Source organism: Streptosporangium minutum (genome assembly GCF_002149035.1).
Classification (GTDB): Bacteria; Actinomycetota; Actinomycetes; order Streptosporangiales; family Streptosporangiaceae; genus Streptosporangium; species Streptosporangium minutum.
In genome coordinates this window covers 1-12,952 of the sequence record NZ_NGFP01000019.1, presented here as the reverse complement: position 1 = coordinate 12,952, position 12,952 = coordinate 1, and the positions used below count along the sequence as shown (strand labels likewise).

The following is a 12,952-nucleotide window of genomic DNA, read 5'->3' as shown; positions in this document are numbered from 1 at the left end:
CTTCCGGGGTTGTGAAGACACGAGAAAACCCCGCCGAAGGCGCCGATCCTCATTGGTGGGCGCTCGATCCCTCCTACCGCCTGATGGACCGAGTAGTGGCCAGGTTCAGCTGCGGGGGCAAGCAGAGGATCATCACCCTCTACCTGGCACAGGTCGCCAAGGGCAGGGATGGGATCAGGGACATGATCGAGCTGATGCGGATCGCTCAGAAGCGCTATGGCCGGCTCTACGCGTGCACGCCCGGTAAGTAGCGGGGTGAGCCGAGTGCGCGGTGACTCGGTCCGTTCCCCGGCGTCGTAGGGAGTGCCGCTTCACGGCCCCGTCAGTTGGAACCAGACGACGCGGCCGGTCGGGGTCTCCTGCCAGCCCCAGGCTGACGACAGTTCCTGGACCAGCCAGAGGCCGCGTCCCCCGCCGCTGTCGAGGCCGACGTCCGTACAGAGCCGGGGCTGGTGTCCGGTCGATCCAGCGTCGATCACGTCGATATGGAGCGTTCCATCGCAGTTGGCGACGGCCACGGCGACCCGCCCGTCGGGGAGCCGCCCGGAGTCGGAGTGGCGCACCGCATTGGTGACGAGTTCGCTGACGAGCAGCAGCGCGTCGTCGGCCTGGGCGTGTTCCACTACCTGCAGCAGGAGGCGGACGTACTGCCGCGCTATGGGTACGGAGTCGACCTGGGCGGGTAAGCAGATCTGCCCCAGCAGGCAGGGGGGCTTCACCGCGCCACCTCCATGAGCCGCTCGGCCGCCTCCCGCATCCTGCTGCGGCCCGGCTGATCGCGGCCCCTCCGGTCACGGCCTGGACGGTCGCCGCCCCGCCGGTCACGGTTCGGCCGGCCGTGGTGGCGGTCCCAGGTGAACACCGAGGTACGGCCCCGCTGTGTCGTGGTGACTCTCGCCTCCGGCGGAACGAAGATCTCCACACTCGGCCGCCGGCCGGGAGCGAGCCTGACCACGGAGTCAAACCCAAGATCGTTCAACTCCCAGGCCAACTCCACCAGTTCCCCACCCCACCCTCCAAGATCGCGCACTTTCATCCCTCGCCCGCCCTCCATGACTCGGACACCCTTCGGCACTAGCCACGCACACCAACCTCTACCAAGAGTTACTGAACGCACACGTAGAGCATGCATCTGGACGGCCCGGATGCGCCACTGGAAAAGCAAATTTGCTCTTCTAAAAGCGTCGACACTCTGTGTAGGCAAGCCACTACCCTGGGCTCCAATCCAAGGGAGGCTGAACATGAGGCAAACAGGGAGTCCCACCGTGCGCAGGCGTCGCCTGGCCTCAGAGCTTCGTCACCTACGTGAACGTGCTCAGTTAACCCTGGAAGAGGTTGGTCGCCAGCTCGGGTGGTCCACTTCGAAGATCTCGCGGATCGAGACCTCCCGGGTGGGAGTCACCCTCAAGGACATTGGGCGTCTTCTGGAGCTTTACAAGGTTGATGGCTCTAGGAGGGATGAACTGCTCAAACTAACGCGTGACGCCCGGAAAAGAGGTTGGTGGCACGCCTACAACGATCTCTCCGACGAGTACGCTGCCTACATCGGGCTTGAGGCCGAAGCCGCCTCGATGCGAAGCTTCGCCTCCGTCGTTCTTCCCGGTCTCCTCCAAACAGAGGACTATGCTCGCGCTGTCATCCGCGCCGGACTGGTTCTCTCGCCTCCGGGTGAAGTCGAACATCGCATCGAGATCCGCATGGCCCGACAAGCGCTACTTTCGCAGACCGAGCCTCTACGGCTCTGGGCCATACTGGACGAAGCCGTCATCCGGCGCGTTATCGGTGGGCCTGCTGTGATGTGCTCCCAGCTCCAGCGGCTACTTGATATCACTGATCTGCCGAACGTCACGGTTCAAGTGCTGCCCTTCGCCGCCGGGGCGCATTCGGGCACAAGCGGCGCATTCCAAATCATGGAGTTTCCTGAGCCCGCCGATCCAGATGTGGTGTTCCTGGAGAATCTGACAGACAGCCTCTATGTAGAGCGCGACGCGGATGTATACCGTTATACAGTGGCATTTGACCACCTGCGCGCCAAAGCGCTGGATCCGGACGACTCCCGGCGTCTCATTATGGAGACGACTGCTCAACGCGGTTAACCGTTGCGAAGGAGATGCGGAATGTCGGAGAGAGATCTGTCTCACGTCATGTGGCGAAAGAGTTCTCGCAGCGGCGCTGGCCAAGACTGCGTCGAAGTGGGGGTCTGGCACAAGAGCCCCCTCAGCGGTAATGGCCAAAACTGCATCGAGGTCGCCCTCGCCGATACCTCTCCCCCTGGAGCCGGCCCCACCCTCGAGGTCGACCGCCTCTTCCTGGTCCGCGACTCCAAGGACCCCGACGGCCCGGTCCTGGCCTTCTCTCCCGCCGAGTGGAACGCCTTCCTCATCACCATCAAGAACGGCACCCTCACTACGGATCGGGCGCTCTAACGTCACCGAGCGAACACAGCGACTCAGCGGCATCCTTGCGATGCGACCACGTCGATCCCGAGGGAGCCGGCGACCTCCTCCAGAGTCAGGTCGGGGCTCGCCTTCTCATCGGCCAGACGCTCCCGGATCAGCGGGACGAGCTGGATCTCGTCGATGAGGTCGGCGAGCTTCTCGTAGAGCTCGAAGCTAATGAGGACGGCCTCGGGCTTGTATCGGCGCCCGATGACGACGGGCTCGGCCTGGAGGCCCTGCTCGCCGATGCGGGCGACGGTCCCGCTGAGCTGGGCGCGAGCGGAGGAGATGGGCTCGACGCGCACGAATTTCGTCATGATGTGAAGCTAGCGTCACCGACAGTAGTTGTACAAGTAGTCGTACAACTAGCTGTACAGATTCCATCTCCGGGCCGCCGCTTCGGTGTCCTCGGCGGAATCGCGGCATGATCGTGCAGGCCGTACGTGAATGCGGCCGGGAGCGCTTGTCTGCCGTGGCCAACTGTGCCGAGATCCTTTTACGCACCCGAGCCGCCTGCCGGGCAGAAGCCGGCGGCGACTCTGAATGTTTCATCGGCCGCGCCCCTTCAACACCTCTCCGACCTGCGCAGATGCCCGGCGTCCACCCCTGGGGAAAGCGCGTCGTTTACACCCTGATAACAGCGATTTAGAGTTCGTTTCGCGTGAGCGCCTCACCGCCATCGATCAGTAATTCCTCATCCTCCGAAAGGGAGGGTAGTTCTGTGAGTAAATGGCGAAGTATCGCTGTCGCCGCTGCGGTCGCGCTCATGTCCACCCTGCTCGCCGTCGTTCTCGTGCCCGGTCCGGCATCGGCGCACGGCGCCATGATGGTGCCCGGCAGCCGCACCTACTTCTGCTGGCAGGACGGCCTGTCGTCAACGGGGCAGATCATTCCCATCAACCCCGCCTGCGGAGCGGCGGTGGCCCAGAGCGGCCCCAACTCGCTGTACAACTGGTTCAGCGTCCTGCGCTCCGACGGCGCCGGGCGGACCTCGGGGTTCATCCCCGACGGCCAGGCGTGCAGCGGCGGCAACCCCGGCTACAGCGGGTTCGACCTCCCGCGCGCCGACTGGCCGGTCACCCACCTGACCTCCGGATCGCAGATCCAGTTCAAGTACAACAAGTGGGCCGCCCACCCCGGCTGGTTCTACCTCTACATCACCAGGGACGGATGGAACCCCAACCAGGCACTCACCTGGGGTGATCTTGAGTCCCAGCCCTTCCACACCGCCGACCACCCGGACAGCGTCGGCTCTCCGGGCACCAACGACGCCAACTACTACTGGAACGCGACGCTGCCCTCCGGCAAGTCCGGCCGCCACATCGTCTACTCGGTCTGGAAGCGCTCCGACAGCGCCGRGACCTTCTACAACTGCTCCGACGTCGTCTTCGACGGCGGCAACGGAGAGGTGACCGGCGTCGGCCGACCAGGCCCCAACCCGACCCCCACCCCGACGCCCACCGTCACGGGCGGACCGGGGAGCGGGTGCACCGCCACCTACCGGACCGTCAACTCCTGGTCGGGCGGGTTCCAGGCCGAGGTGACCGTGGCCAACCGGGGCTCCTCCAGCCTCAACGGCTGGACGGTGAACTGGACGCTCGGCAGCGGCAGCACCGTCAACAGCCTGTGGAACGCCACGTACACCACGTCCGGGTCCGGTGTCACCGCCAAGAACGCCGACTGGAACCGGACGATAGCGCCCAACGGCTCGACCACGTTCGGGTTCACCGGTGGAGGCACCAGCGGCTCCCCCACCCTCACCTGCACCAGCCCCTAGGAACACCACGTCCCGCACCCTGGCCGGCCCCAGGAACATCGGGTCCCGCACCCTCACCAGCCCTAGGAACACCGGGTCCCGCACCCTCACCAGCACCGGTCCCAGGAACACCGGGTCCCGGCCGGTCGCCGCCGGCCGGGACCGCCGTCCGCCTCCCGTGGACCGCTGCCCCCCTCTCGCGGAAGGAGCCCCGTGGTGTCCGGAAAGGCGGTGCCCGGAAAAGGAAAACCGGTGCCCGGAAAGAGGGTCTCGTCATGGCTGGGTCTCTTCTCGCTGGGGGCCGCGGCCGCCCTGGTCGCGGCGGCCTGCGCCGGCGGGGAGCCGCCCGCCCTGCACACCGCCGCGCACCCGCCGGCCCGGAACACCACCACGCACCCGCCGGGCCGGCAGTCCGTCGCGCACCCGCCGGTCCCCCCTTCCGGGTGTACGGCCACGGTCACCCTCGTCGAATCGTGGCCGGGCGGCTACCGGGGTAGCGCGACGATCCGCAACGCCGGCGGCCGGCCGATGCGGGACTGGTACATCCAGTGGATCATGCCCCGGGGTGCGACGCTCACCCAGGCCTGGAACGGCACCCCCATGCAGAGCGGCCCCGTCGCGATGATCCACGCACCCGCCGGGAAGCCCGTCCTGTCCCCGGGGGCCACCGCCTCCGACATCGGGTTCGTGGGCGCCGCCGCCTCACCCCCGGCCTTCACCCAGATCACCTGCGGCTAAGGCATGTCCCATGATCTTGGGCATCCTGTCACGTGATCACCGAACACGCTCTGATACGCCCGGCGGCCTCCGGAGCTTGTCTGACGCCGGCCTGATATGCGGGCTCCCAAGTGGCGTGATCGGTGACATCCGGCCCGAACGCCTCGATCGCCTCGGCGTCCGGAACCAGCCGCACGACCGTCCCTTCGCCTGCCGTGACACCGTCCGTGCCGAACATGTGCGCCATCGGCTCAGCGACGATCAGGACGCGCGCGTCACCGGCCAGATCGACGTTGGTCCCGGCCCTGAGAGCACCGTCGATGTAGCGACGCCCGTCGATGGTGATCGGCGGCGCGGTCGCGGGGAAGGCGATGCCGGCGGCCACGGCCTCGGGCAGTGACGCGGAGCCGTACCGGTCCCATATCACCGCCTCGCCGGTCTCGGCGTCCACCGTCGGGATCAGGAGCGGCCGGTCCGGCCATTCCACCGCGCCGACCAGGAACCGCATCCGGGCGATGGAGGCATCCTCGCCGCCGGTCGAAGCGGTGACAGCGAGCCGGCCGACCCGGCGCAGGGCCTCGGCTCGCTCAAGCCCGGTGTCGCCGAGCGTCGCGAACACTTCCGTGAGTCTCTGCGGATCAGTACGCACGCCGCCAGGGTCGGTCGGCGGGGGCCGTACGGCGAGCCGGTCGAGGTCTCCTCCAGCGGCCAGGATCGCTCCCACGATCGCGCCCGCCGACGTGCCGACGATCAGGTCGGCCGCGCCGAGGTCGACCCCCTCGCGGCGCAGTCCCGCCGCGAGCCCGGCCAGCCACGCCGTACCGACCGGACCACCAGGTCCCAGAACTACCGCGGTCTCCACCATCACTGACCTGCCTCCTCACGTGTGATGTCTCTGCCGTAGAAACCCGGCCGGTCCGGATCGATGTTGTAGGCGGCGATCCGGCGCGGGTGGATGCGGATGAAGCTGGTGCTCATGTGCTCGTCCGGGGGTAGGGCCAGTACCGCCGCTTCCGCCCGGCCCCGGATCTCCAGGAAGCGCACACCGGACGGCCCGTCGCCCACCGCGTCGTCGACCACGAAGGACACATCCGGGCGGAGCTTGATGTTGCGGAACTTCGCTGACGACTCCATCTCGAAGCCGTAGATGTCGATCGTGCCGAGCTCGGCGTTGTGGTCGAACCCGACGGGCTTGTTCTGCGGTGTGCCGTCAGGCGCGACCGTCGCCAGCCGTCCGCGTTGCTGACCGGCCAGATACGCCGCTTCGGTAGGGGTGAGAGCCATGGCTGGACCCTAAAACGCATCAACCACATCCTCATCAGCCAAAAGCCCCGGCCATCTCCGGGACGATCGGCCTAGGTCTTGTCCCGTCGCATGGTCTCGGGACACGTTCGGTGCCGCACCGCGTCAGTCGGTGGAGGGCGCGGTGAGCCAGGCGGTGGGATCGCCTCAAGGGCGCCGGGGAGGACGGCATCGTGGTCCGGCGGGAGGCCGTCCCCCCGCTGGAGCAAGCCGTACCGGATGCCGGGCGTCGAGGTCTGGTCGACACTTCCGAAGTCGCCCAGACTACGGATCATCACGCGATAGCGTCACTTCGGGCGCATTCGGAGTGCGCCCGAAGTTTCCCGACAGAGAAGGACAGTGATGCGCGTATCCGTGATCGGCTGCGGCCACCTCGGCGCTCCGCACTCCGCCGCGATGGCGGAACTCGGCCACGAGGTGATCGGTGTCGAGCTGGACCCCGACAAGTGCGAAGCACTGAGCGACGGCATCGCCCCCTTCTACGAGGCGGGCTTCGAAGACCTGCTGTCCAGGCACACCTCCTCTGGCCGGCTCCGCTTCACCACCGACCTGGCCGAGGCCGCGGACTTCGCCGACCTGCACTTCGTCACGGTCGGCACTCCGCTGCGCGAAGACGGACGCGGCTACGACGTGTCCCAGGTGATCGGCGCGGTGCGGTCGCTGGTCCCGCTGCTGCACAGACCGGCCACGATCGTCGGCAAGAGCACGGTGCCGGTCGGCACCGTCGCGCGGCTCCAGGAGATCGTCGACGCCGGCGCGCGGGTCTCCGGTGTGGAGCTGATCTGGAACCCGGAGTTCCTGCGCGAGGGCCACGCCGTGCAGGACTCCCTGTTTCCCGACCGGATCGTGGTCGGCCTGACCTCCCCGCGGGCCCGCGAGATGGTCGAGGAGGTGTACGCGCCGATTCTCGCCCGCGGGGTGGGGTTGATCGTCACGGACCCGCCCACGGCAGAGGTGATCAAGTCGGCCGCGAACTCGTTCCTGACCACCAAGATCTCATTCATCAACGCGATAGCCGAGGTGTGCGAGTTCGTCGGCGCGGACGTGAACATGGTCGCCCACGCGATCGGCATCGACACGCGGATCGGACACGGCGGGATGCGACCGGGCATCGGCTACGGGGGTGGGTGCCTGCCCAAGGACGTGGCGGCCTTCACGCACCGCGTCGGCGAGCTGGGCGCGCGGCACGCGCACGGGCTCCTGTCGGCCGTCGAGTCGGTCAACGCCGGCCGGCCCCTGGCGGCAGTCGAGCTGATCGAGAAGGCGCACGGCGGCCCGATCAGCGGTCGCGTCATCGCGTTCCTCGGGGCGTCGTTCAAGGCCGGAACCAGCGACGTGCGCGACTCGCCCGCCCTGCGCCTGGCCGGGCAGCTGGCGGAGCGCGGAGCAGTGCCGGTCATCTACGACCCCGAGGCCCTGGCCGCCGCCAGCGCGCTGTACCCGGAACTCGCCTACGCCGACACCGCCGAGCAGGCTGTCACGGACGCCGACCTTGTCGTGCTCGCCACGGAGTGGCCGGAGTTCACCACCGACCCCACGCTCCCCGTGGCCGCCGCCGACCTGGTGCGCCGCAAGGTGCTGGTGGACGTGCGCAACGCCGTCGAGTCGGGTATGTGGCTCGCCGCCGGGTGGGAGGTCTGGCAGCTCGGCCGCCAACCCCAGCTGCCGGAGGCGCATTGACCGCAACAGCCGCCCGGCCGCCGGAATGCTTGATCGGCTTCGCGGCGACGGCTCACTAAGGTGGGGCGTTCGATCGCATTCCCCCGGATCGCATTCGCCCCCCGGTAAATGGCACATGCCCCGCCGTCACCGTTCAGGCATTCCCGCCCTGCTCATCGTGAGTGTCTACGCCGTCGCGCTGGCGGTCGCCGCCGTGATCGCGCCGACCGCCGGCGACCTCGGCGTGTTGTGGCGGTTGTCGCTGTTCACGGAGGCGGGCCACCGTTCTGTACGGCGTCGCCTCCGCCCCTCCCGGCGCGGCCGTCGACGCTGTGACGGCCGCAGCCGGGTCCTACAGCCGACGGGCCGGCCGTCAGCGCTTCCCGTAGCGCTGCTTGAAGCGCTCCACGCGACCGGCGGTGTCGATCACCCTGCCGCGCCCGGTGTAGAAGGGGTGGCTGGCGGAGGAGACATCGACGTCGACCAGCGGGTAGACGTTGCCGTCCTCCCATTCGACGGTCTTGTCACTGGACATGGTCGAGCGGGTCAGGAAGGCGAAGTCCGCGCTCGGGTCGCGGAAGACGACGGGTCGGTAGTCGGGGTGGATGCTCTGCTTCATGGCTATCGGTCCTCTCTAAACAGCACGTGCTTGCGGAGGGTCGGGTCGTACTTGGTGAGCGTGAGACGGTCCGGGTCGTTCCGCCGGTTCTTGCGGGTCACGTAGGTGTAGCCGGTGCCCGCGGTCGACCGCAGTTTGATCACGGGGCGCAGCTCGTTCCTGGCCAAGCTCGGCTCCTCTCTGGTTGACGGACCATGCGACGCCATCGATAACCGTTTTCATTGCTGCGGCATTCCCACGGGAAGGTGCCGCCTCCGCGGTTCTCATCGCCGGCCCGCGGGGCCCCGCCCGGCCGCCGAGGGCCCGGCTCGGGAAGACCCCGGGGCATCCTGCGGCCGGCCACCGTGTTCACCACCCCCGGCACCGGCCATCCCGGCGGGGTGGGAGCACGGCCGCCGGCCGGGGGCCTCGGCTCAGCAGGCGGGCGGGGCGCCGCCGACCCGGTGCAGGGCGTCGAGATACCCTCCACCGGCGTCGATCCTGGTGGTGTCGTCGAGCCGGTGCCTGACGCACGCGGGCTCCCAGTGCGCCTTCGAGCTGATCTCCTGGAGGAGGAGCCGCTTCTTGCGGATGACCCCCCGCGCGTGGCCGACATACATGACGTCCGGGTCGACCTCCTCGACATGCAGGCCGAGCAGCGGGAACCCCCTGCCGAGCGTCTCCGCCAGGCCGGTCGTCGAGTCGAGGTCGGCCTCGGGCAGGGGGCGGGGCGGCTCGCCGGCCGTCCGCAGGGCCCGGTGCACGAAGCCCGAGCCCGCCCAGCCCGTGTCGGAGGCGGATGTGACGTCGCGCAGCCGTACGGCCGCGTAGCCGTCGAGCCGGATCTCGGAGGAGATCTCGTGAAGGAGCACCCACCTGCGCCCGATGCCCACGACGTAGCCGTCTATCCTGTCCGCTCCCTTGATCCCGCGGCGCACCCTGACGGGGCGCCCCGCCCCCAGCGCCCTGCGAAGGTCTTTCCTGATGCCCATGGAGAATGATTCTTCCTGCCGGCGGGCGCCGTTCTCATCTGGATTTCCCGCACCGAAAACACGTTGCGCGACCGGAGGCCGACCGGCCATTCTCGACTTATTCGGACCATGTACGGAGAACGAATATGAACCAGCGGATGAGCATGCGCGAAGCGGCTCGCGTGTGACGATTGGCGACGTCACGCGCGAGCCGTCCCGGACCTGTCCGGGACGGCTTCCGCATTCCCGGCGGGTGAGGGCGCTGGTGTGCCCGGCGGTTTCATAAGCCGCTCCGGGTGGGTTCGATTCCCACACCCGCCACCCAGGCGCTCCCCCTCGGCCGGTCGTCGCCGGCGATCACCGGCAGGCCGGCTCCGGACATGACTGTGGCCGGACCACCCTCGCGGCATCGGATGCGGCGAGGGCGGCCCGGCCACCGGAGGGGTTACCTCAGGCCGGCGTCGACGGCGCTGGTCAGGGCGCCCGGGTCACCGGACATCTCCCAGATCATCACGCCGAGCAGGCCCTTGCTCCGCAGCCACGCGGTCTTCTTCGCGATCGACCAGGCGTCGTCGAAGGTCCACCACTGGCCGCCGTTGCCGGTGAAGCAGTAGGTCGCGACCGACTGCTCGTCGTGCTTGATTGTGCAGCCCGGCACGCCGGCCAGCAGGTTGCTGTACCCGCGGGTGCCCGCCTCGTCCGGGAACTGCCCCGGCGCCGCGCCGGTGGCCGACTGCCACTCGCCGGACTTGCCGCCGTCGGCGACCCCCTGCCAGCCGCGCCCGTAGTAGGCGAGGCCAACAGTGATCTTGCGCGGGTTCACCCCGGCCTGCAGGTAGGCGTTGACCGCGTTCTCGACGCTGAAGTGGAACGAGTACGGGTCGTCGGTGTCGGCGTACAGGTTGCCCTGGTGGCCGGCCCGGTTGGGCTCCCACGAGTTGTCACTGCCCGAGCCGTGGAAGTCGTAGCCCTGGACGTTGAAGATGTCCAGGGACTTGGCGACCTCGGGCAGGTCCCAGCCGGCCTCGATCTTCGCCGGGTCGGCGGGGGTGAACGCGGTGAGCTGGTAGCGCTTGCCGGTCTCCTGGGTCAGGGCGTCGAGCTGCTTGCGGAACTCGGCGATCAGCAGCGTGTTGTTCGCCTTGTCGTTGGCGCCGATGTGGTTGCCGGCGTGGCCCTCCGAACCCGGCCACTCCCAGTCCAGGTCGATGCCGTCGAAGATCCCGGCGGCGCTGCCCGGACCGCCCGCGGCGTTGTAAGCCGGCAGGTTGCCCTTGATGTAGGTGTCGATGCAGGAGCTCACGAACTTCTTCCGCGCGGCGTCGGTGGCCGCCACGTCGGAGAAGTACTTGGAGTAGGTCCAGCCGCCGAGCGAGATCAGCACCTTCAGGTTCGGGTACTTCGCCTTGAGCTTGCGGAGCTGGTTGTAGTTGCCGCGCAGCTTCTCCCAGCCGGTGTCGGCGACGCCGTCCACCGACTGCGCCGCGCTCATCGGCCTGCCGTAGTCGGCGTCCGCGTCGCCCGCGCCGTCACCCTGGTTCGGGTCCTGGGGGTTGGCCGTGGTGCCCTTGGTCACGCCCTGAAGGCAGGTCAGGTTCACCGGGTCGATGTTGCCGAAGGCGTAGTTGAGGTGGGTCAGCTTCGCCGCGGCACCGGTCGTGTCGAGGTTGCGCACGAAGTACTGCCGGCCGTAGATGCCCCACTGCACGAAGTAGCCGACCCTGGCGTAGCCGCTGCCGACGATGTCGTCGGTGCTCACCTTCAGCGCGTTGCTCGCGGCCGAGAGGTTGTCGTACAGGTCGCGGGCCTTGACGGTGAAGGTGTACTCGGTGGACGGCGACAGCCCGCTGACCGTGGCCGAGGTGTCGGTGACCGTGGCCGCGAGGGTCGCGCCGACGTAGACCTCGTAGCCCGCGATGCCCTTGTTGTCGGTCGAGGCCCCCCACGCGAGGGAGACGCTCGACGAGCTCTTGCCCGTGCTGCGCAGGTTGGCGGGCACGGTGGGCGGCTGGGTGTCGTCACCGGCGTTGTTGGTCGTCACCTTCAGCGCGGCGCTGGCCGGGGAGAGGGTCCCCTTCCTGTCCTTGGTCTTGACGGTGAAGGTGTATTCGGTGTTCGGGGTCAGGCCGGTGAGGGTCGCGGCCGTCCCGGTGACCGTCGTGGCGAGGGTGGCGCCGTTGTAGACCTGGTAGCCGGTGATCGGCAGGCTCCCCGGGGTCGCGGCGTCCCACGCCAGCGACACGGTCTTGGTGGTCTTGACCGGTGAGCGCAGGTTGCCCGGCGCGGCGGGCGCCGTGTCCGCCGCGCCGTCGCACCTGACGTCGTTGATCCGGCAGTTCTCCGGCTCGGCGGACGCGCTGAGCCGGAACGAGGGGCTGTAGGGCTCGGTGGACCCGCGCGCCGCCACCGTCGTGTTGTAGTGGGCGGGGCTCAGCGTGACCTGGCGCCCGCTCTGGCTGATCGAGGCGTTCTCGGCCCCGCTCGCGGTGACCCCGGCGGGCAGGTCGAAAGTGATCGACCAGCCGTTGAGCGCGGCGTCGGTGTTGTTGTTGACCACGTACTTGCCCTGCGTCCCACTGGCCGAGTAGGTGGCGGTGACGGGCGCGTCCGGCGGCGGTGGGTCGCCGCTGCCGTCACAGTTGGCGTTGTTGATCGTGCAGCTCGTCGGCTGGACCGCCGAGCTGAGGGTGAACGTGGGACTGTAGGGCTCGGTGCTGCCGTTCGCACGCACGGTGTTGATGTAGAAGGCGGGTGTCAGCTTGACCCGCGTCCCGCTCTGGGTGGTGGTGGCGTTCTGGGCTCCGCTGACGGTGACCCCGGCGGGCAGGTCGAAAGTGATCGACCATCCGGTGACCGGGGTGGTGCCGGGATTGCTCACCACGAACTTGCCCTGGTTGCCGGCCAGGGTGAAGGCCGCCGTCAGGCGGGCGGCGGCGTTGGCGGGAGCGCTGATGGCGGCGAGGGCGGTCGCCAGGACGAGAACCAACAGCACAGAGGCGGTTCGGCGCATGCGTGGACTCTTTCTTAAAGGAAAGTTTCCTAACAATTACGCGGATCGTAAACCTGGCGCTCCATGTCGGCAAGACCCAAAACAGCGCAGTTCGATCGGATGCGGGCGCGGCGGATCGGACGCCCCCGAGGGTGCCGCCGGACACGCCGTGGTCGAGGCACCGCTCGATCATCGCCACTCGGCGGCCGTCAAGATGACCCCGGCAATGACGTCACAAGGGTTGCCATGACGTCAAAATGACGTCATAGTAATGCTCATGGACGTCACGCCCTTCGTCGAAAACCTCCGCCGCGCACTGGTCGCGTCGGCGGCGGTCGCCGCCCCCGAGACCCGGGCCGCCGTGGAGAACCTCACGACGGCACTGGACTCCGCCGTCAGGCTCACACTCATCGACGCGCTCTCCRCGGCGGCCGACGAGGTCACCAGGGAGCTCGCGCCCGGCTCCGTCGAGGTACGGATCCGCAACCGCGAGCCCGAGTTCGTGGTGACGCCACCCCCGCC

The 12,952-nt window shown here is 68.4% G+C and carries 14 protein-coding genes, 1 tRNA gene and 1 pseudogene; 8 read left to right on the top strand and 8 right to left on the bottom strand.

All coding sequences use genetic code 11. The features are described 5' to 3' along the window. Positions 1 to 11: 11 nt before the first annotated feature. Complete coding sequence (locus tag CA984_RS45925) at positions 12 to 251, top strand: hypothetical protein (RefSeq protein WP_165781132.1); 240 nt, start codon at positions 12 to 14, stop codon at positions 249 to 251. Between the two features lie 60 nt (positions 252 to 311). Here the strand turns inward: CA984_RS45925 and CA984_RS06600 are convergent, their stop codons facing one another. Next, a complete protein-coding gene (locus CA984_RS06600) occupies positions 312 to 719 on the bottom strand; it encodes an ATP-binding protein (RefSeq protein WP_086569286.1) in 408 nt (135 codons plus the stop codon). Between the two features lie 546 nt (positions 720 to 1,265). On the opposite strand from CA984_RS06600, the gene CA984_RS06590 reads away from it, so the two are divergent. After that, positions 1,266 to 2,096, top strand: a complete 831-nt coding sequence (locus CA984_RS06590; RefSeq protein ID WP_242675782.1) for a helix-turn-helix domain-containing protein — start codon at positions 1,266 to 1,268, stop codon at positions 2,094 to 2,096. A gap of 21 nt (positions 2,097 to 2,117) precedes the next feature. Next, positions 2,118 to 2,426 carry a DUF397 domain-containing protein gene (locus CA984_RS06585; protein WP_086569279.1) on the top strand — a complete coding sequence of 103 codons (309 nt, stop codon included), beginning with the start codon at positions 2,118 to 2,120 and terminating at the stop codon, positions 2,424 to 2,426. 23 nt (positions 2,427 to 2,449) lie between these two features. Here CA984_RS06585 and CA984_RS06580 read toward each other — a convergent pair whose 3' ends face one another. Beyond that, positions 2,450 to 2,755, bottom strand: a complete 306-nt coding sequence (locus CA984_RS06580) for a type II toxin-antitoxin system Phd/YefM family antitoxin (RefSeq protein ID WP_086569277.1) — start codon at positions 2,753 to 2,755, stop codon at positions 2,450 to 2,452. Positions 2,756 to 3,159: 404 nt separating this feature from the next. Here CA984_RS06580 and CA984_RS06575 point away from each other — a divergent pair, with 404 nt between their 5' ends. Continuing rightward, complete coding sequence (locus tag CA984_RS06575) at positions 3,160 to 4,215, top strand: lytic polysaccharide monooxygenase auxiliary activity family 9 protein (protein WP_086569275.1); 1,056 nt, start codon at positions 3,160 to 3,162, stop codon at positions 4,213 to 4,215. A gap of 231 nt (positions 4,216 to 4,446) precedes the next feature. Next, complete coding sequence (locus CA984_RS06570; RefSeq protein WP_165781131.1) at positions 4,447 to 4,932, top strand: cellulose binding domain-containing protein; 486 nt, start codon at positions 4,447 to 4,449, stop codon at positions 4,930 to 4,932. A gap of 28 nt (positions 4,933 to 4,960) precedes the next feature. Here the strand turns inward: CA984_RS06570 and CA984_RS06565 are convergent, their stop codons facing one another. Together CA984_RS06565 and CA984_RS06560 are read right to left on the bottom strand one after the other, a co-directional pair. Beyond that, the gene (locus tag CA984_RS06565; protein ID WP_086569372.1) at positions 4,961 to 5,776 is read right to left on the bottom strand and encodes a patatin-like phospholipase family protein; all 816 of its coding nucleotides are present in this window, start codon (positions 5,774 to 5,776) and stop codon (positions 4,961 to 4,963) included. After that, positions 5,776 to 6,195 carry a PPOX class F420-dependent oxidoreductase gene (locus CA984_RS06560; RefSeq protein ID WP_086569270.1) on the bottom strand — a complete coding sequence of 140 codons (420 nt, stop codon included), beginning with the start codon at positions 6,193 to 6,195 and terminating at the stop codon, positions 5,776 to 5,778. The genes CA984_RS06565 and CA984_RS06560 overlap by 1 nt, the downstream gene beginning before the upstream one ends. Before the next feature lie 360 nt (positions 6,196 to 6,555). Between CA984_RS06560 and CA984_RS06555 the strand changes: the two genes are divergently transcribed. Further along, positions 6,556 to 7,893, top strand: coding sequence for a UDP-glucose dehydrogenase family protein (locus tag CA984_RS06555; RefSeq protein WP_086569268.1), 1,338 nt, complete (start codon positions 6,556 to 6,558; stop codon positions 7,891 to 7,893). Positions 7,894 to 8,245: 352 nt separating this feature from the next. Here CA984_RS06555 and CA984_RS06550 read toward each other — a convergent pair whose 3' ends face one another. The 3 genes from CA984_RS06550 to CA984_RS06540 all read right to left on the bottom strand — a co-directional run bounded on the left by CA984_RS06550 (position 8,246) and on the right by CA984_RS06540 (position 9,462). After that, the gene (locus CA984_RS06550) at positions 8,246 to 8,491 is read right to left on the bottom strand and encodes a type B 50S ribosomal protein L31 (RefSeq protein ID WP_086569266.1); all 246 of its coding nucleotides are present in this window, start codon (positions 8,489 to 8,491) and stop codon (positions 8,246 to 8,248) included. A gap of 2 nt (positions 8,492 to 8,493) precedes the next feature. Continuing rightward, positions 8,494 to 8,658 carry a 50S ribosomal protein L33 gene (gene rpmG / locus CA984_RS06545; protein WP_012893981.1) on the bottom strand — a complete coding sequence of 55 codons (165 nt, stop codon included), beginning with the start codon at positions 8,656 to 8,658 and terminating at the stop codon, positions 8,494 to 8,496. Positions 8,659 to 8,904: 246 nt separating this feature from the next. After that, positions 8,905 to 9,462 (bottom strand): hypothetical protein, encoded by a 558-nt coding sequence (locus tag CA984_RS06540; protein ID WP_086569264.1) that lies wholly within the window; start codon positions 9,460 to 9,462, stop codon positions 8,905 to 8,907. Between the two features lie 227 nt (positions 9,463 to 9,689). On the opposite strand from CA984_RS06540, the gene CA984_RS45920 reads away from it, so the two are divergent. Continuing rightward, positions 9,690 to 9,762, top strand: a tRNA-Met gene (locus CA984_RS45920). Positions 9,763 to 9,886: 124 nt separating this feature from the next. Here CA984_RS45920 and CA984_RS06535 read toward each other — a convergent pair. After that, positions 9,887 to 12,451 (bottom strand): glycosyl hydrolase family 18 protein, encoded by a 2,565-nt coding sequence (locus tag CA984_RS06535; protein WP_086569262.1) that lies wholly within the window; start codon positions 12,449 to 12,451, stop codon positions 9,887 to 9,889. Between the two features lie 256 nt (positions 12,452 to 12,707). Here CA984_RS06535 and CA984_RS06530 point away from each other — a divergent pair. Beyond that, positions 12,708 to 12,952: pseudogene (locus CA984_RS06530) on the top strand (hypothetical protein); the annotation flags it as partial.